The organism is Lacticaseibacillus sp. 53-4 (genome assembly GCF_016861805.1).
GTDB lineage: Bacteria > Bacillota > Bacilli > Lactobacillales > Lactobacillaceae > Lacticaseibacillus.
Genome location: NZ_BOLT01000006.1, coordinates 1 through 24,971 on the forward strand (window position 1 = coordinate 1; position 24,971 = coordinate 24,971).

A 24,971-nucleotide genomic window follows, 5' to 3' on the forward strand; every position below is an offset into this window, starting at 1 on the left:
TTCGTCGACTCAACCTTAGCATATAGGCGCACCCAATGGGTGAAACACCAAAGCAGCGCAGTCCCGTGTGAATCGTGGGATTGCGCTGCTTTTTTGAAATTCTATGAATAATCCAGGATACAAATGCTTGCAGACGATATTTATTCAAAAGAGTTTTCCTTTCGTACCTGACTGTTAGTTATCACCCCCTATCAAAGTTGAAGCGCTGATTTTTTTGCTTAGTTTGATAATCATTGTTGTTTCTCCTTATTTAGTGATAAAGACACGTGTTCATGCTAGCACTCAGATTTGATCGAAACAACAGAGGTCACCGAAGCGTCAGACAGTTATGCTGAGACTTGGGTCTCACAACTTAAGAAAATTGACGCTCAGTAGATCTACTGCGTAACCAATAGTTTAACTAATTTTGCCCCAGCATTTCTTCTTTTCAATGTGACCGGGATGACGCAACTCGGAGGCTAGGTTAAGTGGTTATAACACTAGATTGAAATCAAACGCATGGGTTGAGGGCTTGAACTTCGTTGTCTTTTTCTCCGCGAGGTCGTCGCCGCGGGAATAAATTTTTTCCAGGTGCGGATTGATAAACAATTATGATAAGCTTTGGGTACTAACCTGAAAGGGGCTCATTATGAAAAACTTGCAGGCTGGCGGCTTCCTCTTCGTGGGCGGCGCCATCATTATGACGGTCACTCAGTTTGGCAAAGTCGTTCCTATCATCGGTGGGGTGTGCGCGCTGCTTGGTGCAGGCATGCTGATCTATTATTTGTTCAGCAACGAAGGTAAGTATTAAAAGTACAAGTTTGATGAAAATACCAAGTTTCACTCAGGCGGTCCTTTGGGGTCGCCTGTTTTCTTGTGAGGTCTGGGCAGACTGAGCGGCTAGCTGTTATCCACAGGGGTGCCCCGTGGCTGGCCATCGGGTTGCTGTTTTTTAGCTCGCTGGTGCCCTATGCGACGCGGATCGTCTCAGCTCACGTCATGAGCGTGGGGGGCAAGTTTTCTACGGCATCATCATCATCGGGGTGACTCTCGCCAACCTGGCCCTGTACCGCTCTGTGCTGGGGAATGCGCCGCGCAATCGCCTGCTGTTTTGAGTGATCATGGGACTGACCAAATAGTAACGGACTTGTGCCCAAAGGCGCCTGGCGAAAAACTCGCTAGGCGCCTGGTTTTTGGGTCAGTTTTGCTTTTGATAGGCCATTAAGCTGAGCGGCATGAAGATCGAAATAATGAGGAGTCCGCAAAGCAAGGCGACCGTCGCATGCAGATTCCACGTTCCGGTTAGCAAAAGCGACCGGATCGCCGTGACGGTGTAGCTAACCGGATTTAGATTCACGATCGTCTGAATGAACCTTGGCAAGGTCTTAGTGGGCACAAAGGCATTGGACAAGAAGGTCAACACTAAAATGATCATCATGGATAGGCTGCCGATCATTTCCGCGTTTTTGGCTACGAGCCCCACCAAGGCAAAAATCCAAGAAGTGGCCCAGCCGATGAACAACGCCAAGCCCAGCGCGGCTGCGACCATTGGCAGGTCTACGACCGGGCGCCAGCCCATGAGAAAGGCCGTGATCAAGGCCATCGATCCTGCCACCAGCAGTCGAAAAATGTCCCCGATCAATTGCCCGGCAAGCGGCACGATTGGCGCGATTGGCAAGGTCTTGAAACGAGCGAAAACGCCATTATTAATATCCTCACGGAGCTGCTACCCTGATCCTGATGCGGCATTGAGAATACTTTGAATCAGGATGCCAGGCACCAGGATAGGCAGGTAAGCCTGCACGCTCCCGGCAATGGCGCCGCCAAACAAAAATCCAAATAGCAAGGTGAAAATAACCGGTTCCATAATGACATCGCCAAAGTTGTCCGGGTTGTGCAGGGTCTTCAAGAGATTACGATGAGTCATGGTCATTATATTTTTTAAGTTATGAGTGTTGCTTGTCTCGATATTCATTTGTGGAGCCTCCTTAGTTCTTGCCAACCGTCATTTGCAAAAAGACATCGTCGAGCGATGGCGGTTCGATAGCAAACTGGCTGAGGGCGATGCCAGCTTCGTCAAATTGCTGAAGCAGTGCTGCGGTTTGCCCCACCTCACCTTCATCCAGTGGCACCGTCAAGGTTCGTTCGCTGACCTGAACAGGATGCATTTCAGTTTTTTGCAGGATGACCTGAGCCCCTTTTAGGGATTGTTCCGCCGCGACTTGGAGGCGCAATCGCTTGCCCCCAACGCGCCTAGTCAGTTCATCTGGGGTGCCGATAGCTTTCATTTGCCCGTGATCGATCAAGGCAATGCGATCAGCGAATTGCGCGGCCTCTTCCAGGTACTGGGTGGTGAGCAGGACGGTTGACCCGTCGGCGACTAGGGTTTGGATCACTTGCCACATCTGAGCGCGCGTGCGCGGATCTAGGCCGGTCGTTGGCTCGTCTAAAAATAAAATCGTTGGCTTGCCTACCAGGCTTACGGCAAGGTCCAGCCTTCGCCGCATGCCCCCAGAAAAAGTTTCAAGTGTTCGATCTGCTGAAGCAACTAAGTCAAACGCCTTTAACAGTTCAGTTGTCCGGCTGCGGGCGGCGGGTATCGCCAGCCCTGACAAACGCGCGAAAATCATGAGATTTTCGCGCGCCGTCAGATCTTGATCGATGGCTGCTGTTTGACCCGTGACACTGAACTGCTGGCGCGCGTTGCGGCCCTGTGTTTGCGTATCAAAGCCATTGATCAGGATCTGGCCGGTATCTGGGTGCAGTAGGGTCGTCATCATTCTGATCAACGTGGTTTTGCCAGCACCATTGGGACCTAGTAAGCCAAAGATCTCCCCCCTCTTGACGCTAAAAGAAACATCTCGGACCGCGGCATTCTTGCCAAAGTGTTTTGAGATATTGCTAACTTGAATCACATCATCGTTATTCATATGAGCCTCCTGCAATTTTTAATCAGGCCACCTGACTAAAATACAATAAGGCCCCCTGACTAATAAGTCAAGTGCCCTGATTAAATCTGCTGTATACTGGAGAAAACGACTGATGAGGACTGATGAATGGTGGCAAATGAAGTTAAGGCCGAGCTGGCCGCCGGCAAACTTGCAGAATACGAACAGCTGAGCAAAATCTACGACGACATCGTCAAGCAAGCACGGCCGCGCATGACCGTTGAGGGTCAGGGCAAGATCCTGTTGGCGTTAGCGGATGAGGATCACCAATCGCAGCATCAGCTAGCGTCACGCTTGGCCATGTCGCCGCAATCGACCAGCGAGTTTGTCGCCAAGCTAGCGAAACGCGATCTGGTTACCTTGGCTAAGTCGACTAAGGATCGCCGGGTCAATCTGGTCAGCTTAACCCCCCAGGGGCGGGAAGAAATTGCGTCTGCTGCCCAGGAAGTCCCGCCATTTTTGCAGGCGCTCACTGAAGCTGAGCAGGATGAGTTGTATGCGTTGTTGACGAAGATCACGAATGCGATGTACGCCGATATTGACGCGGCCAACCCCACCTTGGGGGTCAAGTTTCATAAATTATTTGCTGGCCATTACCTCAACCGGTTTAAAAAGTAGCCGGATGGAGAATCAGTTACCTCAGCGGGCATTTGGCGAGTCACGCTGCTGGAAACAAGGGTGAGCAGCGGCAACGCGTTTTGAAGCCCACAATTATCGCTAACACGCATTGAAGTTGTGTCCTAACCGGCGCCACTAATCTGGATGTGGCAATAGGTGGTGTTGGCCTCATGATAGACGCACCGGTATACTTCCACATCGGTGTTCTTGGACAGACCACGGGCAAACCTATTGTGTTGCCTCAATCTTCGCCGTTTTGGAGAACAAAGGAGAGCATGCTATGAGCAAAGTCCACATTCCAGTCGCCTATTATCAGGCCCCTGATAAGCGCCTGCAGGCGACCCAGGACAAGCTGTTCGCCGCTTTGAAGCAGCACTTCGAGGCCGGTGAGGCGTTTGCCAACATCAGCGTGAGCGCCTTGTGTCAAACGGCCAAGCTCGCCCGCCAGACCTATTATCAGCATTACGACAGTATTGGCGAAATTATCGAAGTGACCGTCTCACGGGTCATCAATTCGGCCCTGCAAAAAGCCGATCAAGCCCTCGATCCCAGTGATGAAGGGGCGCCTTTGACGGTCGATTTGCTGCTCGCGCATCGCGATTTGATCGCCATGGTCCGCTGGGCCCACGCCGGGGATCTCATCGTTGCGTATCTCAGCCGCGAGATTCGGCGCGTGAGCAGTATTGAAGGGACCAACATCCCGATGAAGGGGGTCATGATCGACCTGCTGGCGCGCATGTATCTCGCTTTTGCCGATGTCGTCAACGAACACCCTGAGCTGAGCCGTAGTCAGTTGATCACGATTTTTCAGAAGATGCTGCCGGTGCCGGCCAAGATTTTCCGCGGCCTATAGCCCCAGTTCGAAGAAAAATGACAGAATAGCCGTGTTTGACAACAAACACGGCTATTTTTAATGGTCGCCGCCTCCTAGAATGTGGTTATTCAATCAGGAGGCAACCAACATGAAATTAATCACACTAGAAGAACACTGGGAATCACAGCGCGTCAATGACGCTGCCAAGCCGTACATGCCAAAGCCGACCAATCCGCACAAAAATCCGGATGATCACAGCATTGAAGAGTTTGTTGCGAAGACCAAGCGCGACAACACCGAGCTCATCAGCGCGGACGATAAACGCTTGGCCTTCATGGATCAAAACGGGATTCAGATGCAGATCATGGGCTACGGCGACGACACGCCACAGAATCTGGATCCGAAGGTGGCCATTGGCCTTTGTAAAATGGCGAATGACGATTTAGCGAAGGCCATCAGCGCCCATCCCGACCGCCTTGGCGGCTGGGCGACGCTGCCGGTTGGCGATCCCGAAGCGGCCGCCGCGGAACTCGAACGCGCCGTCAAGCAGCTCGGCCTGCGAGGCGCAATGATTCACGGTTACTACGATGGGCACATGTTCGACGACCCGATGTACGAGGCAATTTTCGCCAAGGCTGAAGCACTCGATGTGCCGCTGTACTTCCATCCGGCCGTGATCCCCGCCGCCATCAGTGAGCACTACTATCAGGGGCAAGGCTGGTCGGAACTGACTGCCTTCACCTTTGCCGGCGCCGGCTGGGGCTGGCATGAAGACCTCGGCGTGCAGATGATCCGCCTGATCCTCGCCGGCGTGTTTGATCGCCACCCTCGCCTCAAGATCATCACCGGCCACTGGGGCGAAATGGTGCCGAACTTCCTTGAGCGGATGGACCAGACGCTGGGCCTGACCGTTCACCTTGACCGCAGCATCAGTCAAACCTACCGCGACAACTTTTACATCACGCCAAGCGGTATGTTCTTCCCGGCGCAGCTGACCTTGGGCATGACCGAGGTCGGCGCCGATCACCTGTTGTACTCGCTGGATTACCCCTACAATCACCCGGCGGACGCGCAGAAGTTTCTGACCGAATCTGACTTGACGCAAGCGGATCAGGAAAAAATCGCCAATCAAAATGCGGCCGCGTTGCTGCATTTGAACTAAGGAGGCGCCTCATGGAAAAACTATATACTGTGACGCAAGTTGACCCTGGCGTCTACAATATCAGCGAAAACATCACAGATCGCCCCATCAAGTTCTCCCAGCAGCTGGTGGTTGGCAACAAACGCGCCGCAATGATCGATGCCGGGTTCGGCATTGACCGCGATCTGCTGACGGAAATTCGTAAAATTACCCAACTTCCGGTCATCTGCCTGTTGACGCACGGTGACCCCGACCATACCGGCGGGGCAGAGCTATTCGATCAGGTGTACATGAATCCCGCCGACGACAAGGTGATGAAAGCTAGTTTTGATCCCCGTTTCCGCCTCCATGCCATCGATGTGGCCAGTGGGCATAATGAAGCGTTAGTCAATCATATGAAGGCCGAAGAACCGCAAGCCGCCAGTCTTGATTACCAGCCAGTCAAAGGGGGCGACACCTTCGACCTTGGCGGCACCACGTTGACCGCATTAGCTCTGCCAGGCCACTCTGCTGGCAGCATGGTGTTCGTCGATGCTGACCGCCACTTGGGTTTTACCGGCGACAGCCTGGCCACCCTGACCATGAGTGAGCTTTACGATGCGCGCTGTGCCTCGCTCACTGTGTGGGCTCAGGGTTTAGCTAAGCTTCAACACGTGGTGGGGGATGACGCGCAGCTATACAGTGGTCACCGCGTTGACGCGTTTCCGCCGCACGTGCTGAGTACTTTGCTTCAAGGCGTCGCCGACATCAAGGCGGGCGGCGACCAGACCGACACGCCGATCACGCAGATGCCGACCGGACCGGTCACCGATAGTGACACCATGCACCCGCGCACCCACCAAATCGCTGGTACGCCGTTTGTGATTATGTATAATTCACTCAACATTTAGGAGGTTTTTGTGATGACTGATAAAAAATTCTATGATACCCCGTTGGACCAACCCGATAAGCAAGCGCTCGCCGACCGAGCCGAGATCCGCGAACTGCTCGAGTACGAGCGTTACACGCGGGACAACGGGTTGTATGCCCAAGAAGCAGCCTGCTACAGTGATGACGCCCTGATTCACGTCTCCTGGTATGACGGCCCGGCAAAGGGTTACTTTGAAAAATTGGCGCAGGCCAACGGCGGCGGGTCGAAGCACAAAATCAATTACACTACCGTCTGGGTCAATGGCAGCAAGGCCATCGGTGAAATGACAGTGATGATGTTGTCGCCGCGCATCAAGCTGAATGGACAGGCCGTTGATCTGCACTCCTACGCACGCATTTTCACCCGGCTGGAGAAGCAAAACGGGGTCTGGAAGATTCTGTCCGGCGATTGCATTTACGAACGCGACGAGTTGGTCCCGGTCGTCCCTGGCCAGCCTATTCAGATCGACACGCAGGAGTTGGCTTCATACCGCGAAAGCTACCAGGGCTTGTGCTACGTCCTGGCCCGGACCGGCCTCAAGAGCAGTGCAGATCTGCCAGGCGACGACAAGCCTGAGACAGTCGAGAAAGTTTACGCAGACGCCAGCAACTGGTTCTTCGCGTAGGTTGCAAGAGAATAAGAAGGTACTACGGCGCGAGAACCTCCCTCGCGGGATCACCAGCATTCCCATCACGTTCCATTAAGCGGTAACTAAATTCATTTAATAACAAAGCTCTCCCCATGTCTGCAGAAGTACGCAAACGTGAGGAGCGCTGTTTAATTTAATTCCGCAAGATGGGTAGGGGGATGGTGCTACACCGCCGCTTCCATCAGCCAGTCGTGCTGTGGGTCGCTGCCGACGACAAAGGCGTGCTCGCCGACTTTGTGGAAGCCGCGTGCGGCGTAAAAGGCCTTGGCCGGCTCGTTATGTTCCCAGACGCCGAGCGCGATGGTGTCCTTGTGCAGGCTCTGCGCCATTTTTAACGCATGAGCGTAGAGCTTGCTGCCCAGGCCTTGGTGCTTGTACGCAGGTAAAATGTAGATCCGCTCCAGCTCCAGCGCGTTTTTCGCCTGCACATCGGCAGTTACCGCGCCATCGACATTGAGCTTAAGGTAGCCGGCCGGGGTGCCGTCGACCGTGATGAACCAGAAGGTCGTGCCTGGCGTGTGCAGCTCCTGGGTGAGCTGCTCAGGCGAATACGCCGTGTCTAGAAAGGCCGCCATGTCGGCTGGCGCCGTATTGGCGTTGAACGTATCGGCAAAAGTGGTGCGGGCCAGGTTCACCAGCGTGGGGATCTGAGACTCGGTGACGGGGATGATTTGGGTTTCGGTCATGGTAAGACTCCTTTGATCCTAGTGTGCGCTTGCACTTTATTGGGTTTTATCATACGCCTTCACAGCCGGTTCGGCTGCAGTAATTTACCGCTCTCCAGGTGATCATGTGTAACCCCAGCCGCAGGTGTACGACCGAATCGTGAAGCAGGCCGCAAGTTTCACGTGTAACAGAGATCCGCCTGATACTAAAACACCACCGGCCCTTTTGGTTGAGAGAAAGGGCTGATGGTGCTTGTTGACTATTTTGAGGAATGCCAGTTAGCCATTATCGGACAGTACCATGCGAGTCACATGCCCGCACAGCGAGCATGTATCAGTGCCTTGCTTAATCATTGTTGGCTCAAGAAAAGTGACGGCTTCTAGGACAACTTTGACTGACGAATCCAGCTGGAATAGCTCAGTCGCTTCGTTATGTCCAAATTGAACGTGGGTGAAGGTGACGGTCAACGCGGTCCCGTTGCCGTGGATGACGGACGGCGCCGAGACGTGATCGATCACGCAAGAGTCAAAAGTCAGTGTCCGCATGTAAGAGCCGTTTTGCATTACAGATTTGTCGCCGCGATTGTAGCTGATCAGCCGGCCGATATCATTGATTAGACAACGCTTGATGGTAATGTTCTCAGATGGCTGCTGATTTTTATCCGCGTCGATTGCGTAATACTTAAAAAATGCATGGGTGTAATTGGTTTGCTTGGCAAGGTGAGGGTACAGTCCGGGACCGCTAAATGTGCAGTCGTCGAATTGAATCTCCTGACCGCCGATTCGCATACTGTTGCATGCCGTGTTTAGCAAGCAATGACGAACCGTCAGCTGATGAATGTCGTAGCCAGCGATAGTGTCATCACCAGAGTAGACGCCGCAGTTACTAATTCGGATATCCCGTGAGTGATGTAGATTGAAACCGTCGTGGCCGCCGCGAATTTGCACGTCGTCAATTGTGACATGATGGCAGCCTAGAATGGCGTGTGACCAGTTGGCGCTATTGACGAATGTGTAGCCTTTAAGGGTCAGGTGACTGATTCCCACCATGGCGATTCCCATCGGCCCACGGAACCCTTCTTCCCCTCGCGGGTCCGTCAGCGAGGACCCGTCGATCGCACTGCCGCTTTCAGCAATAATCTGGACGTTCTGCTCGTGATACGCGCTAATCAGTGCCGCGAAGTAATGATCTGGTAAGTGCCATTCTTTAATATAAAAAGGATCATGCACATAGTCGACCGGGTTGGCCTCGTTGAAGTCGGTGTAGTCATTGAGGTTAGCGCTGCCGACGAGCACGGCCCCGGCGTTTAGTCTTAACGTGATGTTTGACCGTAAGCGGATGCTGCCGATCACATACCTGCCAGCCGGCACTTCGATAACGCCACCGCCAGCACTGGCACAGGCGTCAATCACCTGTTGAAAGGCAGACGTTTGGACAGATTGTGAAAGGCTTGAAACGCCCTGTTCAGTGACGGTCACTTTAGATTTTGCGGTCAATAAACCACACTTCCTTTTCAAGAAAACTGGCATTATTGTTTGGCCTGTGCCTTGATATCGCGGACCACAATGAAGAATACACCGGCACGAGCCATCTTATAACCGTTTTTAATGTACAATGGGTGTGAAAATTTGACCTAAGGCGGTGGATGATGAGGTATCTAATTTCGCTTAATGATCCAATTATTCATGTGTGGTCAGGCCACCTTGTCAAGAAGGCTGGTTCGGCTTGGAAGCACCGGCGTAATCATCACTCAGCGGATATTGAGCTGATGCTACTTGAAAAGGGCACATTGTCCTTAAGCGTAAACGGTGAACCAGTGACCTTAAGGCCTGGGCAACCGTTATTAATCCCCCCGGATGCAACCGTTGAAGGCACGCAGGCTACCACGGAAGCAGTATCACTGTTCTGGATTCATTTCTTTGCGGTTATTCAGCCCATTTCGGATGCTGATTCGCAGATCAGCACCGCAAATCGTCAGCGATTAGCGGGCAACACCGCGACTGCTTTAAATCAATATGCGCTGATCCCATCGGTCTATCAGGCCGATGATCCGCAAGGCCTACTGTTGCTGTTTCACCAGCTGCTTCAGGCGGTCAATGAAAACCCGGTCAGCGAACGGCAAAACGATTTCTTTACTGCGTATCTACTGTGCCAAGTTAGCACTGATTTTATGAAGACTTTGCCAGTCCAGAAGCCAGAATCCTTGGCTTCAACAAAGATCTCGGAGTGGGTGAGGACCAACATCTCGAAATCACTCACGGTGCGAGACGTGGCCAATCAGTTCGAACTGAATGCGAGTTATTTAAGTCGATTATTTAAGCGAGAAATGGGCGTGTCGCTCAAGTTGTACATATTGGATATGAAGATCAGCTACGCGAAGTATCTGCTTGCGTCGACCAATCTACTGGTGGCGGAGGTTGGGGATAAGGCGTACTTCGGCGATTCCAAACAGTTTATGCACACCTTTAAACAGCGCGTCGGCGTTTCTCCAAGTGCATATAGAGCGTCTATGAGCCGAACACATCTGAACACGGAGGCGGTGGACCCCAAGTCGCAGCTGCCGGCACAGTTCGGCACCGAAGCAGTACGCCGACTGATTGGCACGATCCTTTCTGATCAGCCGACGTCTCAACAAGAGCCAGGGTCGACAAGCGGTCAGTAATCATTGCTGACCGTGGCGGATGGGTTCCCCGAAAGAAGTCTAGGAAAGTGGTCATTTGACACATAATTGCAATCGGTTGCGCCGGCATTTTTAGGCCTCACCGCACTGATTCGGCGAAAATTGATTTGAATAAATTTTTCAAAGGCGGTTTACTGTAATCAATAAGGGGTGGGAACATGCAAACCAAAGAAGCGGTACGTCTGGCACTAAAAGAAGCCATCATGGCCGGCCGCTATGCGATCGGCGATAAACTGCCAACAGAACAAGCGCTACTGACACAATTTGACATCTCGCGTTACAGCCTGCGTCAGGCCCTGAAGGCGCTAGCAGATGAAGGGTTGATCCGAGCGGTGCAGGGCAGCGGCTTTTACGTGGCGGATCCGCGCAATAAGCAGCGTAAGCAGGCCGCCCGGAAAATTATCGGCGTCATTACAACGCACTTGGCAGACTACATTTTTCCGCCGATTATTTCTGGCATCGACAGTGTTGTGAGCGAGGCAGGCTACGGCCTGATGCTGAGCAATACGCACAACGAATTTGAAAACGAGCAGCGCAGCCTGATCCGAATGATGGATACCGGAGTCGCTGGGCTCATTATCGAGCCGACGCGCAGCGCCATGGCTAATCCCAATCTGGCGCTTTATCGGCGCATCGCACTGGCGGGGATCCCAGTGGTCTTTATCAATGCCGGCTACACCGGTCTCACCGACTTTCCGACACTGACGGTTGATGACGCAGGTGGGGAGCGCCAGCTGATCGAGACGCTGCTCAAGCAGGGGCACCGCCAGATCCTTGGCCTTTTTCAAATCGATGACCAGCAGGGCGTCGATCGCATGCAGGGATTTGTTCAGGCCTATCAGGCGAACCAGCCGACCTTATCTACCGGGAACGTCATGCTGTACCAATCCGGCGATCACCTTGCTGACCTGAAGGCCCGCATTCTGGATGTTGTGAATGGGGATTCACGGCCTACTGCGATTGCCTGCTACAATGACCAACTGGCTATTCGCCTGATTTCCTGGCTGGGTGAAGCGGGGATCAAGGTGCCGGACGATATTTCGCTGGTCGGGTTTGACGACTATGAGATGAGTCGCTATTCGCGCCCGGGGCTCACCACCGCAGTTCATCCTAAACGACGCATGGGCGAGGCGGCTGGCCGGGCAGTGCTTCAGGCGATCGCGCACCAGACGCCGGCTTCAATTCAGTATCCGGCAGAGCTTGTGATGCGGCGCTCGATTAAGAAACTGAGCTGAATTGTGTCGAATCAATTGAATCAATTTGATGACGACAAATAAACCGCTTACCTTGAAGTTGCGAACAGATCGCAACTTCTTTTTTTATGGGCAGGAGGGATCAGATGGACAACGCAATCAAAGCGGCGATTGAAGCCGGTCAGCTCACGCTTGGCCTGGAACTGGGATCGACGCAAATCAAAGTGGAACTGCTAACGGCTCACTTGACGCCGGTGTGCACGGGCGCCTATGGCTGGACGAACACGTTGGCTGATGGGCACTGGACGTACTCACTGGATCAGGTGTGGGTTGGGATTCAGGCCGCCTACGCGGATTTGGCGGCGCGCGTGAAGGCGCAGTACGGCGTTCCCATCACGCAGATCAAGGCGATCGGCATTAGCGCGATGATGCACGGCTACTTGGCGTTTGATGCCGACGACCAGCTGTTGACACCGTTTCGGACTTGGCGTGATAACACCACGGGCCAGGCCGCGGAGCAGCTGTCGCAGTTGTTTCACTTCAACATTCCGCAGCGCTGGAGTGTTGCCCACCTTTATCAGGCGATTTTAAACGGTGAAAACCACGTCGATCAGATTGCTTTTATGACGACACTGGCGGGTTATGTGCACTGGCAGTTATCCGGGCAAAGGGTGATTGGGATCGGTGACGCCTCAGGGATGTTTCCCATTGATCCGGCCACTGATCAGTACGACGCGATGAAGCTGGTGGTCTTTGATACCTTGCCGGCCGTGCAGGCGCACCACTTGCAACTGCGCCAGATCTTGCCAGCGCCGCTGCTGGCTGGGACACCAGCTGGGCGCCTGAGCGAAGGCGGGGCTGCGCGGCTGGATCCAAGCGGTGAGCTGCAGCCTGGGGCGGTGATGGCGCCGCCGGAAGGGGATGCCGGCACCGGGATGGTCGCCACGAATAGTGTGGCGGTCAATTCAGGCAACATCTCTGTAGGCACGTCGGCGTTCACGATGACTATTTTGCCTGAGCTTCCCGACTCTTGGGATCCGGCAATCGATATTGTGGCGACGCCAACTGGTCAGCCGGTCGCGATGGTCCACGCCAACAATTGTTCCTCAGACCTCAACGCCTGGATCAGTCTGATGGGGGATGCCATCGCCGCGGTTACCGGTGAGACCCCTGACGACTTGTACCAACGGCTTTTTGTCGCAGTCCCAAAGGCGGATGCCGACCTGGGCGGTCTGCTCGCTTTTGCAAATGTGTCCGGTGAGAACATCACCCAGGTCGATCAGGGCCGACCGATTCAGGTCCGCACGTCAAGCACGCAGATGACGCTGGCCAATTTTATGGCGACACAGCTGGACGCGGCCTTTGCCCCGCTGGCGGTCGGCATGGAAAAGCTGCACGAGCTGGTCACGCTGAAGGAGTCCACGATGGTCGCGCAAGGCGGACTCTTTAAGACCCCTAAGATCGCGCAGCAGGTGCTGGCTAATGCGCTGGGCCTGCCGATCACGGTCATGACGAACGCCAGTGTCGGCGGTCCGTTTGGGATGGCGGTGCTCGCACAGTTTACTGCGGTCGGTGGCGGCGATCTCGCGAAATATCTGCAGTCTGAGGTGTTTCAGGAGACGACGGCGACCACACTCGCGCCAGAGCCAAGCGGACGCGAAGCTTACCAGCATTTTCTTGCCCGCTACCAAAAGGCCTTGCCGTTGGCGCGCCAGGCCGGCAGTCTCGTTGATTAGAAAATCTGAATGGAGGACTTCACAATGAAATTAGCACAACAATATGAATTTTGGTTTGCCGTGGGCAGTCAGGCCCTGTACGGTGAGGAGACGCTGAAACAGGTCGAAGCCGACAGCAAGACCATCGCGGCCAAGCTGAACGAAAGTGGCACGCTGCCTTATCCCGTTGTGTTCAAGGGCGTTTTGACGACGGCCGATGGGATCACGGCCTTCATGAAGGAGGCCAACTACCGCGATCAGGTCGCCGGCGTCATCACTTGGATGCATACTTTTTCACCGGCGAAGAACTGGATCCGCGGCACCAAACTTCTGCAAAAGCCACTGCTGCATCTGGCGACACAGTTCCGCAATGATATTCCTTACGAAACAATCGATTTTGACTACATGAACCTGAACCAGAGCGCGCACGGCGACCGCGAGTACGGCTACATTAACGCGCGGTTGGACATTCATAATAAGGTCGTGTATGGGCACTGGGCAACCCCTGAGGTCCAGCAGCAAATCGCTGACTGGGAAGACGTGGCCGTGGCTTACGCCGAGAGTTTTCAGACTAAAGTGGCGCGGTTCGGTGATAACATGCGCAACGTTGCGGTGACCGATGGCGACCGGGTCGAGGCCCAGATCAAGTTTGGCTGGACCGTCGACTACTACGCACTGCACGATGTCGTTGAGGTAATCGATGCCGTGAGTGAAGCCGACATCGATCAAGCATACGAAGACCTGACCGCCAAGTACACTGTGGTACGCGGCGAGAATGATGCGGCCAAGTATGACCACGCAGTGCGCTACCAGCTCCGCGAATACCTGGGCATTAAAAAGTTTCTGGATGACCGCGGCTACAACTGCTTCACGACCAACTTCGAGGACCTGCACGGACTCGAGCAGCTGCCTGGACTGGCGGCGCAACTGCTGATGGCGGAAGGCTACGGGTTCGGCGCCGAAGGAGATTGGAAGACGTCTGCGCTCAGCCACGTTCTGAAGGTCCTTGCGCATAACCAGAAGACCTCGTTCATGGAGGACTACACGCTGGATCTGCGTCCAGGGCACGAAGCCATTTTGGGCTCACACATGCTGGAAGTTGATCCTTCCATCGCCTCTGACAAGCCGCGGATCGAAGTGCACCCGCTGGACATCGGTGGCAAGGCCGATCCGGCCCGCCTAGTCTTTAACGGCTCTGCTGGCGACGCGGTTGACGTGACCCTGGCGGACTTCCGCGACGGCTTCAAGTTCATCGGTTACCCAGTTAACGCAGCCTTGGCCGAAAAGCCGCTGCCGCATCTGCCCGTCGCCAGTCAGCTTTGGACGCCAAAGGTGGGGCTGAAGGCAGGCGCGACCGCCTGGATCCAAAACGGCGGCGGTCACCACACGGTTTTATCCTTCAGCATCAACACCACCCAGATCAAGGACCTGGCGACGCTGTTTGGTGTGAAGGCAATCGTGATTGAGTAGGAGGCTAGCATGCTAGAAAAACTCAAAGAGGAAGTCTACGAGGCCAATATGCAGCTGCCCAAACTCGACTTGGTCACGTTCACCTGGGGCAATGTTTCGGGGATCGACCGTGACGCCGGGCTGTTTGTGATCAAGCCGTCCGGGGTGCCGTACGAAACGCTGCAGCCCAGCGACATGGTGGTCGTTAACCTGAAGGGTGAGGTGGTTGAAGGCAAGCTGCGACCGTCCAGCGACACGCCAACGCATGTGGTCCTTTACAACGCGTTTCCGGACATTGGCGGGATCGTGCACACGCACTCACCGTACGCCGTCACCTTCGCCAGTGCGAATATGGATGTCCCGGCGCTGAACACCACTGCGGCCGATACCTTTTACGGGGATGTGCCGGTGTCAGAGCCGCTGTCTAAGGCGCAAATCGAGCGCGCCTATGAAGAGGAAACCGGCGAGGTGATCGTCAAAACCTTCGCCGACCGGCACCTGGACCACGACGCGGTGCCGGCGGTGCTGGTCAGTCGGCACGGGCCGTTCACGTGGGGAGCGACGCCGGCCAAGGCCGTGTACAACGCCAAGGTGCTCGAGGTCGTCAGCCAGATCGATTACCAGACCATGACGCTGAGCGCTAAGGACAATCACGTGCCGCAGTACCTGCTGGATAAGCACTACTATCGCAAGCACGGCAAGAACGCGTACTACGGGCAAAAATAGCGCGGTTTGACCAGCTAACCTAGAGTTGAATTGATCGGTTTCACGTGGAACAACTGCAGATTGAACGGTTATCAGCAGTGTTGACTGGCTGTTGAATTTGCCCATACCGTAAAGAACCACCGCACGCGCTTTGAATGAAGAGCGTGCGGTGGTTCTTTGTTGTTGATTTCTAGGTTAGGGCCGGCATGACGCTGGTGAGGATCTTGGCGGTGGCCTGATCCACATCGAGCTGCAGTGCCGGTTTCAGGATAACCGGCAACAGGTACGTCAGCATCAGGCCGAATATCGGCCGAAAGGACTCGAGGGTGAGGGGATGCTGGGGCTGGCTGAAGTTTGCCAGCATGGGCAGGACGGCCGGGACAAAGCGTTGCTTGGCCATTGCCAGGGCACTGTCGAACAAGTCGGTGTTCACTAGCACCTCTTGCAGAAAGACGCGAATGATGAGCCGGTTATCCACCACAAAGCGCATGCGGTCGCTGATGAGAAACCGCAGGGCGGCTTCCAGCGAGTCAAAATGCTGCTTGCCTGTTTCCGCGACGAATTCGTCGGCGACGGCGGGCAGCACGCTCGCCTTCAGCGGCTCGAGCAAGGCGTCGAGGATCTCGCGCTTATTTTTAAAATGCTTGTACACGGTGCCTTCCGACACGCCGGCCAGGTTTGCGATGTCGGCGGTCGTGGTGCGATCGTAGCCTTGCTCGGAAAAAAGCTTCAGGCAGGCCTTCAGCACGTTCTGCTGTTTTTCCGACAAGTCTGACTGTGCCAGGCTGTTGGCCAATAATGTCTCGACTGAATTGACTTGCATGGCGACCTCCTTATTGCTGCGATCAGTTTATCACACCTTGCGATACCGCCGCATGCCGCGGACGTTCAGGCCGGTCAGGACCAGCAGGAAAAGCAGAAGCACGCCGATGTCGAGCCCCAGGCTCGTGAGCTTGGAGCCGTACATGATGATCTGCGTCATCGCGTGGCCGGCGTAAGTCAGCGGCAGCACGTAGGAGATGTCTTTGACCCAGCTCGCCAACGAATCCAGCGGCACGATGCCGGAGAAAAAGACTTGGGGGATGACGATGATGGGGATAAACTGCATCATCTGGAATTCGGATTCCGCCAGCGTCGACATCAGGATACCGAACGCCAGCGCGACGAGGGCAAGCAGGAAGTTAATGACCATGACCGCACCCAGCGTCCCGGTGATTTCAACGCCCATGAAGCCAACTGTGGTCAGCACGATGATGACGGTTTGAATCATGGCCAGGATGCCATAGCTGATCATGTAGCCCAGCACGATCTCACCGCGGCGCACCGGGGTGGCCAGCAGGCGGTCCAGCGTGCCAGTCGTGCGCTCCTTGAGCAGCGCCATGCCGGAAATCAGGAACACGAAGAAGAAGACGAAAAAGCCCATCAGTATCGGCACGATTTTGTCAAAAAAGCCGGTGTTCTTATCGCCATAGTTGTAGCGGCTCTTGATCTTGGTGCGCGGTTGGGCCTTGGCTTTGGGATGCTTCATGGCCGCGGCCGCTTGCGGGGACAGCTTGGCGATGGTGGTCGCCATTTGGCTGACGGTCTTGCTCAGCTTGACGGTCGTTTGCTTCAGTGTCTTCATGCCGTTTTGCGTCAGAGCCGCATTGAAGCCGGCCTTGACGAGGCTGGTCTTGGTGGCATCGGTGTTGGCGTAGGTGATGGTGTAATGGCTGGCGCTGGTTTCGTGAATCACGGCGTCGACCTTTTGATTCTTCAGTGCATGTTGCGCGCTGGCATTGCTGGTCTTTTTGGTCACGCTCACGTGCTTGACGTCGTTTAACGCGGTCCGGACATTATCGTTCAGTCCGACTGTGGCGACTTTGACGCTTGTCGTCGCGCTTTGCGTAAAAATCAGCTTCATCAAAAACATGATCAAAACCGGCGCCACGAACATCAACGCCAGGGTCCGTTTGTCGCGGATCAGCTCGGTGACGACGCGCCGGGCAATGTACAGTGCGCGCATATTAAGCCACCCCTTCCGCTTTTAAGAAGACTTCTTCGATCGTCTTGACCTGGTACTGTGCCTCGAGCTTGGCCGGCGCATCGTAGGCCATGACCTTGCCGTCGAGCAGCAGCGCGACCTCGTCGGTGAGTTCGGCCTCGTCCATCACGTGCGTGGTGATGAGCACGCCGCGGCCGGCGTCGCGCAGTTGATGCAGCTCGTGCCAGATCTTGCGCCGCAGCGCCGGATCAATGCCGACAGTCGGCTCGTCCAGCACCAGCAGCTCGGGGTCACCGAGCAGGGCAATGGCGAGCGACAGCCGGCGCCGCATGCCACCGGAGTAGCCGGAAACGCGCTTTTTGAGGTCGGGCGTGAGGTCCACGACGTCGGTGACATGCGCGATGTTAGCGGCTAGTGCATCCTTTTTGACGCCTTTCATGCGGCCGAAAAAGCGCAGGTTCTCCTCGCCGGTGAGGGCGTCGTACAGCGAATCGTCTTGGGCCATGTACCCGATTTGTCCCAAAAGTGCGCGGTTAGGCATGTGCGTGGCGAGCACGAGGGCCTCGCCGCCGTCCGCGACTTCCATGCCCAGCGCGGTTTTGATCGCCGTGGACTTGCCGGCGCCGCTCGGGCCAATGAGCCCGAGGATCTGGCCTGCGTCCACGTGCAGCGAAACGTCCGCCAGAACGGTTTGCTTACCGAACTTCTTTTGCAGGTGCTTCAAATCAATTAATCTAGTTGTCATTCGTATCGTCTCCTTGGTGAGTGGTGACTCACTCAACGCCGATCACTATACCTGACTAAAAAGTGAGTGTCAACTCACTTTTTCACAAGTCCTCTGAAAATAAATAAGCGAAAAAAGTTGACACGGTGTCACCGGCGCGTATACTAATCAACATCGGCATGTGGTGACACGGCGTCACCACCGCAGAAAGCGAGGACTAGCCTTGGTATTACCCACTTTTGAACATTTAGATGAAGAAAAGCAGGCGCGCGTCCGCCAGGCGCTGCTGAATGAATTTTCCCATTACCCGCTGGCGGACGCCCAGGTGGCGCGGATCGTAAAGGACGCCGGCATTGCGCGCGGCGCGTTTTACAAGTACTTCACCGATCTGACCGACGCGTACCGGTACCTGTTCGGCATCGCGATGCGCGAGATCCACCAGGGGATGCCCAAGCGGCCGACCGCCGGCAACGTCGACGAGTACATCGCCGCGCTGCGTCAGTTTGTCGAAACCACCAACCAGTGCGAGTACCGCGAGCTGATTCAGCAGCATTTTCGCTACAACGAAGGCTACCTGGGCGAGGCGCCAACGCGGCTGATTCCGGGCGGCGACGCTAAGCAGTGGGCGTTCACGGTACTGTATCACCAAACTGTCAAAGACATTATGTTAGCGCCGGAAACCGCTGAGGCCCGGATCGCGCAGCTGCGCATCGCCTTGACGCGCGGCAGTGAAGGAGAATGAGGTCATGTTTTTAGCACTCAAAGAAATCAAAAAAGAAAACCTGCGCTCGGGGCTGATCATTTTCATGATCGTTCTGATCGGCTATCTGATTTTCATCCTGACCAGCCTGGCGCTGGGCCTCGCGCAGCAAAACACCGACGCCATCAATGGCTGGCAGGCGCAGCGCATCGTGCTGAACGCCGACGCGAACACCGACATGCGTCAGTCGTTCCTGTCCCAAAAGCAGGTCGGCAAGTTGTCGAACAAGGAGGCGCTGCTGGGCGAAACCAGCGTGGTCGCCAAGGCTAAGGGCCAAAAGCAGCAGTCTGCCGTGTTCCTGGGGCTGAAGTCGAGTCAGTTCATCTACAAAAATTTGAAGCTGACAGCCGGCCGCAACGTGCAAAAAGCCAACGAGGTCGTGGTCGACACCGCGTTCAAGAACGCCGGCTACAAGCTGGGCTACAAGCTGCAGCTGAACGACTACAAGGATAAGTTCACCATTGTCGGTTTCACCGATAAGGCCAAGCTGAACATCGCGCCAGTGGTTTACGGCCGCCTGAGCAGCTGGTCCGCGCTGCGCGGCATCGTTGCGGGCCCGGTCGGCTCGGCGGTGATTTCGCAAAGCAAGGCCTACAAAAATACGAATACCGGCGTGAAAACATACACCAAGCAGCAGGTCATCAATAAGTTGCCCGGGTACTCTGCGCAAAACGCGACCTTCATTCTAATGATCGGGTTTTTGATGGTGATCTCGCTGATCATCATCGCGGTGTTTCTGTACATCCTGACGATGCAGAAACTGCCGAATTACGCGGTGCTGCGCGCGCAGGGAATCCCAAGCAAGGTGCTGGTCGGCGCAACGGTGTCGCAGTCGCTGCTGCTGGTGCTGTCTGGCCTAGTGCTGGCGACGGTGTTGACCATCGCGACGGCGGCCGTGATGCCGAGCGCCGTGCCGATGGCCTTTGACATTCCGGCGTTGACCGAAGTGGGCCTGGGCCTGCTGGTCATGGCGCTGCTTGGGAGTCTCATTCCCATTAAGTCGGTGCTCAGCGTTGATCCCGTTTCCGTTATTGGAGGTTAAGTCGCATGAAAAATTCATTTTCAGTCTCACACGTGAGCCAGGTGTTCGGCACCGGCACGGCGCGGGTCGAGGCGCTGCACGACGTCAGTTTTGAGGCCGATGCCGGGTCGCTGAGTCTCATTATGGGGCCATCCGGCTCCGGGAAAAGCACGTTTCTCACGATTGCGGGGGGCCTGCTGACACCGACGAGCGGCAGCGTTGAGGTCAACGGCGTCAAGTATACCGAGCGCTCGAAGAAGCAGCGCGACGCCTTGCGCCTAGACGCCATCGGCTTTGTGCTCCAGGCCTATCACCTGCTGCCGTACTTAACTGTCGCCGACCAGTTCAAGCTGGTCGACAAGGTCAAGCCGAACGGGAATTTGTCGAAGGAACAGCTTGATGAAGTGCTGGCAACACTAGGCATTCAGAACCTGGTGCACAAGTACCCCGGCGAGCTTTCCGGCGGCCAGCAGCAGCGGGTCGCGATCGCGCGGGCGCTGTACCCAGATCCGGCGATTATTTTGGCCGATGAACCGACCGCGGCGCTCGACAGTGCCCGCGTCGAAGTCGTCGGCGCGCTGCTCAAGGACCTGGCTGTCAAGCACAACAAGGCGGTGGTGGTCGTGACCCATGACACGCGGCTGATGCCGTTTGCCGACCACCTGTACAACATGCAGGACGGCTGGCTGCGCGAGGCCGAGGCCGTCGCGAGCTAAAAAAAACGCCAGCACCCTGAGCATATGATTCGCATTTTAACCCTAACATGCGTTATCCTAGAAATGGATGAAGCGCTTTCACCAATGGGAAGGGGACGAGTCACATGGAGTTCAAGGTCAGTCTGATGGTCAGCAAGAACCCGGTGCTGTTCTGGTGGGACGATGGGTTGAAAACCGACACCCCAGCCGCGCTGGAGTACCTGAATGAAGTGGCACCGATCACCACCGTGAGATTTCCGGAGCCGACAGGCAAGCAAGGCTTTGACCTGACCGACTGCGAAGAGACGTTCAATGGGTTGATGTCGATGGGGGCCAACGTGGTCCTGGCGCCGCGGCCTAAGGAATTGCAGTAGCACAAATAACGGCTTGCTCCGTACAGGGGCTGGCCGTTTTTTAATGACTTCAGGAAAAACTCACTGCGCCCCATGGTGCCAATTTGAGCACCCGGCAAGGAGGACAGTGTTCAGTGACGACTAGGTCTGGCAGCACATACCCAGAAGCACAACTGTGAAATTGGTATAGCAGCGAACGAATATTGGTTAATAATGTTAATTATATTGTGATAGGCAATCGCCCGTGCTATGATTCTTTCGTCACCATTAGAGAAGGGGGTAGGGAAATGGCAATCAAATCCAATCAAGCCGAGCAAGCCGCGGCGCACAATCGGTACTACCGCGCGACCGGCTTCACGTCGATCAAGGCGTTTTTTGGCAATTATGTGAATTTCAAGGGGCGGTCCAGCCGGAGTGAATACTGGTGGATCACGCTGTTTCAGACCATTTTATCCATCGTCGTGATGATCGCCTTTCTCGGGGCGGTGATCGGCGCCATTGCGGGCAGTTCCAGCGGGATCGATCCCAAGAAACTGTTTGCCAGCCTTGGGGCGGGCCTGGTGATTTTTCTGGTGCTGGTGGTCGTGTTCTACGTCGCCGTGATTCTGCCGAGCATTGGCCTGACGGTTCGGCGCTACCGTGACGGCGGGATCCCGTGGTGGATTTTTCCCATTCAGCTTATTGTGTACGGCGGCGCGCAGCTGCTGAAAAGCGGCTCGACCGCGCAGAGTTTGGTGGAATGGGCGGCGCTGCTGTCCATGATCATCTTGGCGCTGCTGCCGTCCAAGCCGCTGCCAGTTTCGCATGACGGCTTCACCCAGGATGATGGACTCGACTCGCGCATCGATCCGAGCGTGTTTGCTAACAAGGATGATGATCAGAAGTAGTAGTTGAATGCAAAAAAAAGAGGCCCTGAGAGGCCTCTTTTGCGTTACGCCTTACTCAGGCCCTCGTGGATCTTTTCCAGGTTCCACTTCATCATGTCGTAGTACGTGTCGCCAGTCCTGCCGGTTTTGGCCAGCGAGTCGGTGAACAGCTGGGCGTGGATCGGCAGGCCGGTGTCCTGCGCGATTTTAGTCATCGACTTAGGGGACACCGAGGTCTCGACGAACAAGCTGCGCACGTCGCTTTCGGCGATTTTGGCCAGCACAGCCTTCATCTGCGAAGGCGATCCCTGGGACTCGGAGTTCAGCTCCCAAATGTAGGCTGGGGTCAGGTCGTAGGCGCCGCCGAAGTACTTGAACGCGCCTTCTGAAGTGATTAGAACGCGGCGGTCTTTCGGCAGGTCCTGGAACTGGCGCTGGGCGCTTTCGTGCAAGGCTGCGAGCTTTTTCGTGTAGGCATCGGCGTTTTGCTGATAAAAGGGGGCGTTTTGCGGGTCTTTTTCAGCCAAAATAGTGGTGATGGTTTGCACATACTGGATGCCGTTGGCCAGATCGAGCCACGCGTGCGGATCTTGTTCTTTGGGGTTGGTCGTCAGGTGGCGGGGCCGCACACCGGCACTGGCGGCGAAAACTTCCTGGTCAAAGTGCTTGCCTGACGTCTCGACCAGCTTGGTGAACCAGCCGCTGCCGCCGGTTTCCAGATTCAGGCCGTTGTGAAACAGCACGTCGGCCTCAGCGGATGCGGCGATGTCGGCAGGCCGCGGTTCGTATTCGTGGGGGTCGGTGCCGCGCGCGACAATTGAATAAACCTCGACCTGATCCTTGCCGACTTGCTGCACCATGTCCTCGAGAATCGAATTGGTGGTGACCACGCGCAACTTGCCAGTCGGTGCATCGGCATGCGGCCGGTCGGTCCGGGTGGTCAAAAACATGGCGACGCCGGCAATCATGACGGTGACACTGAACAGCGTGAGCCAAAAGCGGCGCATTTACAGCACCTCCTCGTCGGCCAGCCCGTGGGCCGTTTTTGCCTGGCGGCGCGGGCGGGAGATGCGCGTTTTTAACCGCACGAAGCCCTGCTTGGGCGCCAGGACGAAGGACAGCAGGAACAGCGCGGCGGCGACCAGCACGATTGCCGGGCCGGACGCCCAGTTGAAGGTGTAGCTGAGGTACAGGCCGACGGTGGCGGAGACGGCGCCGATTGCCGCCGAGAGCCCCAGCATCACCTCCAGCCCGTTCGTCCAGAGAAACGCGGTGGCCGCTGGCGTGATCAGCATCGCGACCACCAAGATGATGCCGACGGTTTGCAGCGCGGACACGGTCACCAGCGTCAGCACCAGCATCAGGCTGTAGTGGATGACTTGGACTTTCAGGCCGTAAGTCTGCGCGAACACCGGGTCAAACGAGGTGATCTGCAGCTCTTTGTAAAAGGTCACCACAAACAGCAGCACGATGCCGAGTACCACGGCGGTGGTCATGATGTCGCCGTCCGACACGGCGAGGATGTTCCCGAACAAAATGTGGTTCAAGTTCACCGCGCTGCCGGCCGCGGCAATCAGAATGAAGCCCAGCGCGTAAAACGCGGAGAACACGATGCCAATCGACGTGTCGGTTTTGAGTTTGCTGTGGGTCGAGACAAAACCAATGAGCAGCGCCGCGATAATGCCGAACACCGAGGCGCCAATCAGCAGGTTGATGCCGAGCATGTAGGCGATGGCAACCCCTGGCAGCACCGCGTGGGAAATTGCGTCACCCATCAGCGACATCCCGCGCAGGATGATGAAGGCCCCGATAATGCCGGACATGATGCCGACCATGATCGCAGCCAGCAGTGCGCTTTGCAGGAAGCCGTAACGTCCCAGTGCGGTGATAAATTCGGTAATGGTCGTCATTGCGCCACCTCCTGCTGGTCGAACAGGACCGCCGACAAGTCTGGGGAAAAGGCGCGGGTAATGTTGGCCGCGGTGTAAACCTGCGCAACTGGCCCGTAGTCGATAATGCCGTGGTTCATCACGACCAGGTCGTCAAAGTACTGGAAGACCTTGTTCAAGTCGTGGTGCACGATGATAATGGTTTTGCCGGCGTCGCGCCACTGTTTCAGGATCGCCATGATGGTGGCCTCGCTTTGCAGGTCGATGCCGACAAACGGCTCGTCGAGGATGATGAGATCCGCGTCTTGCACAATTGCGCGGGCGACGAACACCCGCTGCAGCTGGCCGCCCGACAGGTTGCCGATTTGACGCTGTGCAAACGCACCCAGCTGAACCTGGTCCAGCGCGGCGTTGGCCTGGGCTTTTTCTTCGCGTCCGGGATGGTTAAAGAGGCCAAGGCGCGCGTACGTGCCGGTCAAGACGACGTCAAAGGCGCTGATGGGGAATGTCAGGTCCAAGTCCTTGCGCTGCTCGACGTACGCGATGCGGCGCTTGAAGACGCTGAGTGGGCGGCCGTTGAACGTGGCTGTGCCGTGTTGCTTTTTGATCAGGCCGAGAGCGGCCTTGATCAGCGTTGATTTTCCTGCACCATTGGGACCGATGATGCCAGTGATTTTGCCCTCGTCGAAGGTGACGGTCGCATCAGTGAACACTGGTGTGGCATCGTAAGCAACGGTGAGGTCCGTGAGTTGAAACATGGAACCCCTCCTTGGTTTTAGGCGTGGCTAAACTTTTCTCAATCTAAGCATATCAGGTGGGGCGAATTTGCGCAACCAAAACAGACCGCGTCACCGCCTCAGGCAGAGGGGATGACGCGGTCTCAATTTGGTTGGTTCATAGTTTAACGGGCTGGCCGGCGGTTTCACGTGAAACGTGCGCCAACATGGCGTCGACCACCGTCAGCACGTGTGGCTCGTCCAGTATGTAATACACGTGGCGGCCGACTCGGCGGCGTGAAACCAGCCGATACTGATACAGCATCGCCAGCTGGTGCGAAACCTGCGGCTGATCGATGTCTAACCCTTCGACGATGGTCGTGACATCGGCCTCGCGATTTTTGAGGAAATACAGGATGCGGACGCGGGTGTCGTTGCTGAGGACTTTGAAGATCTTCACCGCTTCCGCCAATTGTTGCGCATTCATTTGGCCATC

26 protein-coding genes and 1 pseudogene are annotated in these 24,971 nt (G+C 55.8%); 16 read left to right on the plus strand and 11 right to left on the minus strand.

All coding sequences use genetic code 11. From position 1 onward, the window contains the following. Positions 1–628 precede the first annotated feature (628 nt). Positions 629–790, plus strand: a complete 162-nt coding sequence (locus JUF21_RS03670; protein WP_164506147.1) for a hypothetical protein — start codon at positions 629–631, stop codon at positions 788–790. Between the two features lie 387 nt (positions 791–1,177). On the opposite strand, the pseudogene JUF21_RS03675 reads toward JUF21_RS03670, so the two are convergent. Both JUF21_RS03675 and JUF21_RS03680 read right to left on the minus strand, forming a co-directional pair. Further along, positions 1,178–1,954, minus strand: a pseudogene (locus JUF21_RS03675) (ABC transporter permease). Between the two features lie 13 nt (positions 1,955–1,967). Next, positions 1,968–2,909, minus strand: a complete 942-nt coding sequence (locus JUF21_RS03680; RefSeq protein WP_203624838.1) for an ATP-binding cassette domain-containing protein — start codon at positions 2,907–2,909, stop codon at positions 1,968–1,970. A gap of 126 nt (positions 2,910–3,035) precedes the next feature. On the opposite strand from JUF21_RS03680, the gene JUF21_RS03685 reads away from it, so the two are divergent. The 5 genes from JUF21_RS03685 (at position 3,036) to JUF21_RS03705 (ending at position 7,035) form a co-directional block, all read left to right on the plus strand. Beyond that, complete coding sequence (locus JUF21_RS03685; RefSeq protein ID WP_374706433.1) at positions 3,036–3,545, plus strand: MarR family winged helix-turn-helix transcriptional regulator; 510 nt, start codon at positions 3,036–3,038, stop codon at positions 3,543–3,545. Positions 3,546–3,825: 280 nt separating this feature from the next. Further along, positions 3,826–4,398: a hypothetical protein gene (locus tag JUF21_RS03690; protein ID WP_203624839.1), complete on the plus strand. Its 573-nt coding sequence runs from the start codon at positions 3,826–3,828 to the stop codon at positions 4,396–4,398. 109 nt (positions 4,399–4,507) lie between these two features. Then, positions 4,508–5,521: an amidohydrolase family protein gene (locus tag JUF21_RS03695; RefSeq protein ID WP_203663118.1), complete on the plus strand. Its 1,014-nt coding sequence runs from the start codon at positions 4,508–4,510 to the stop codon at positions 5,519–5,521. An 11-nt stretch (positions 5,522–5,532) separates the two neighbouring features. Continuing rightward, the gene (locus tag JUF21_RS03700; protein WP_203663120.1) at positions 5,533–6,390 is read left to right on the plus strand and encodes an MBL fold metallo-hydrolase; all 858 of its coding nucleotides are present in this window, start codon (positions 5,533–5,535) and stop codon (positions 6,388–6,390) included. 12 nt (positions 6,391–6,402) lie between these two features. Beyond that, complete coding sequence (locus JUF21_RS03705) at positions 6,403–7,035, plus strand: nuclear transport factor 2 family protein (protein WP_203624889.1); 633 nt, start codon at positions 6,403–6,405, stop codon at positions 7,033–7,035. Positions 7,036–7,223: 188 nt separating this feature from the next. Here JUF21_RS03705 and JUF21_RS03710 read toward each other — a convergent pair whose 3' ends face one another. Further along, positions 7,224–7,745, minus strand: a complete 522-nt coding sequence (locus JUF21_RS03710; RefSeq protein WP_203663122.1) for a GNAT family N-acetyltransferase — start codon at positions 7,743–7,745, stop codon at positions 7,224–7,226. A gap of 258 nt (positions 7,746–8,003) precedes the next feature. After that, positions 8,004–9,221, minus strand: coding sequence for a glycoside hydrolase family 28 protein (locus JUF21_RS03715; RefSeq protein ID WP_239061350.1), 1,218 nt, complete (start codon positions 9,219–9,221; stop codon positions 8,004–8,006). 152 nt (positions 9,222–9,373) lie between these two features. Here JUF21_RS03715 and JUF21_RS03720 point away from each other — a divergent pair, with 152 nt between their 5' ends. The 5 genes from JUF21_RS03720 to JUF21_RS03740 all read left to right on the plus strand — a co-directional run bounded on the left by JUF21_RS03720 (position 9,374) and on the right by JUF21_RS03740 (position 15,488). After that, the gene (locus JUF21_RS03720) at positions 9,374–10,387 is read left to right on the plus strand and encodes an AraC family transcriptional regulator (protein WP_203663124.1); all 1,014 of its coding nucleotides are present in this window, start codon (positions 9,374–9,376) and stop codon (positions 10,385–10,387) included. Between the two features lie 176 nt (positions 10,388–10,563). Further along, entirely contained in the window at positions 10,564–11,640 is a 1,077-nt protein-coding gene (locus tag JUF21_RS03725) for a GntR family transcriptional regulator (protein WP_203623615.1), read from the plus strand. A gap of 104 nt (positions 11,641–11,744) precedes the next feature. Further along, positions 11,745–13,334 carry an FGGY-family carbohydrate kinase gene (locus JUF21_RS03730; RefSeq protein WP_203623616.1) on the plus strand — a complete coding sequence of 530 codons (1,590 nt, stop codon included), beginning with the start codon at positions 11,745–11,747 and terminating at the stop codon, positions 13,332–13,334. Between the two features lie 24 nt (positions 13,335–13,358). Continuing rightward, entirely contained in the window at positions 13,359–14,783 is a 1,425-nt protein-coding gene (gene araA, locus JUF21_RS03735; protein ID WP_203623617.1) for an L-arabinose isomerase, read from the plus strand. A 9-nt stretch (positions 14,784–14,792) separates the two neighbouring features. Further along, complete coding sequence (locus tag JUF21_RS03740) at positions 14,793–15,488, plus strand: L-ribulose-5-phosphate 4-epimerase (RefSeq protein ID WP_203663131.1); 696 nt, start codon at positions 14,793–14,795, stop codon at positions 15,486–15,488. 169 nt (positions 15,489–15,657) lie between these two features. Here JUF21_RS03740 and JUF21_RS03745 read toward each other — a convergent pair whose 3' ends face one another. Genes JUF21_RS03745 through JUF21_RS03755 form a run of 3 tightly spaced genes read right to left on the minus strand, consistent with a single transcriptional unit; the run spans position 15,658 to position 18,196 of the window. Next, on the minus strand, positions 15,658–16,290 hold the full coding sequence (locus tag JUF21_RS03745; RefSeq protein WP_203663133.1) for a TetR/AcrR family transcriptional regulator: 633 nt from the start codon (positions 16,288–16,290) through the stop codon (positions 15,658–15,660). Between the two features lie 30 nt (positions 16,291–16,320). Then, the gene (locus JUF21_RS03750; RefSeq protein WP_203663135.1) at positions 16,321–17,472 is read right to left on the minus strand and encodes an ABC transporter permease; all 1,152 of its coding nucleotides are present in this window, start codon (positions 17,470–17,472) and stop codon (positions 16,321–16,323) included. Position 17,473: 1 nt separating this feature from the next. Further along, on the minus strand, positions 17,474–18,196 hold the full coding sequence (locus JUF21_RS03755) for an ABC transporter ATP-binding protein (protein ID WP_203663137.1): 723 nt from the start codon (positions 18,194–18,196) through the stop codon (positions 17,474–17,476). Positions 18,197–18,398: 202 nt separating this feature from the next. Here JUF21_RS03755 and JUF21_RS03760 point away from each other — a divergent pair, with 202 nt between their 5' ends. The 5 genes from JUF21_RS03760 (at position 18,399) to JUF21_RS03780 (ending at position 21,891) form a co-directional block, all read left to right on the plus strand. Beyond that, the gene (locus JUF21_RS03760; protein ID WP_203663139.1) at positions 18,399–18,917 is read left to right on the plus strand and encodes a TetR/AcrR family transcriptional regulator; all 519 of its coding nucleotides are present in this window, start codon (positions 18,399–18,401) and stop codon (positions 18,915–18,917) included. Between the two features lie 4 nt (positions 18,918–18,921). Beyond that, positions 18,922–19,977, plus strand: a complete 1,056-nt coding sequence (locus tag JUF21_RS03765) for an FtsX-like permease family protein (protein ID WP_203663141.1) — start codon at positions 18,922–18,924, stop codon at positions 19,975–19,977. 5 nt (positions 19,978–19,982) lie between these two features. Beyond that, entirely contained in the window at positions 19,983–20,672 is a 690-nt protein-coding gene (locus JUF21_RS03770; RefSeq protein ID WP_203623624.1) for an ABC transporter ATP-binding protein, read from the plus strand. 104 nt (positions 20,673–20,776) lie between these two features. Continuing rightward, positions 20,777–21,025: a hypothetical protein gene (locus JUF21_RS03775; RefSeq protein WP_125755118.1), complete on the plus strand. Its 249-nt coding sequence runs from the start codon at positions 20,777–20,779 to the stop codon at positions 21,023–21,025. A 266-nt stretch (positions 21,026–21,291) separates the two neighbouring features. Further along, entirely contained in the window at positions 21,292–21,891 is a 600-nt protein-coding gene (locus JUF21_RS03780) for a DUF805 domain-containing protein (protein WP_203623625.1), read from the plus strand. A 44-nt stretch (positions 21,892–21,935) separates the two neighbouring features. On the opposite strand, the gene JUF21_RS03785 is transcribed toward JUF21_RS03780, so the two are convergent. The 4 genes from JUF21_RS03785 to JUF21_RS03800 all read right to left on the minus strand — a co-directional run bounded on the left by JUF21_RS03785 (position 21,936) and on the right by JUF21_RS03800 (position 24,962). Next, on the minus strand, positions 21,936–22,877 hold the full coding sequence (locus tag JUF21_RS03785) for a metal ABC transporter solute-binding protein, Zn/Mn family (protein ID WP_203623626.1): 942 nt from the start codon (positions 22,875–22,877) through the stop codon (positions 21,936–21,938). Next, the gene (locus tag JUF21_RS03790) at positions 22,878–23,780 is read right to left on the minus strand and encodes a metal ABC transporter permease (RefSeq protein ID WP_203623627.1); all 903 of its coding nucleotides are present in this window, start codon (positions 23,778–23,780) and stop codon (positions 22,878–22,880) included. It lies immediately after the preceding gene. After that, positions 23,777–24,517: a metal ABC transporter ATP-binding protein gene (locus JUF21_RS03795; RefSeq protein WP_203623628.1), complete on the minus strand. Its 741-nt coding sequence runs from the start codon at positions 24,515–24,517 to the stop codon at positions 23,777–23,779. The genes JUF21_RS03790 and JUF21_RS03795 overlap by 4 nt, the downstream gene beginning before the upstream one ends. Positions 24,518–24,653: 136 nt before the next feature. Next, positions 24,654–24,962, minus strand: coding sequence for a helix-turn-helix transcriptional regulator (locus JUF21_RS03800; RefSeq protein ID WP_203623629.1), 309 nt, complete (start codon positions 24,960–24,962; stop codon positions 24,654–24,656). Between the last annotated feature and the right edge of the window lie 9 nt (positions 24,963–24,971).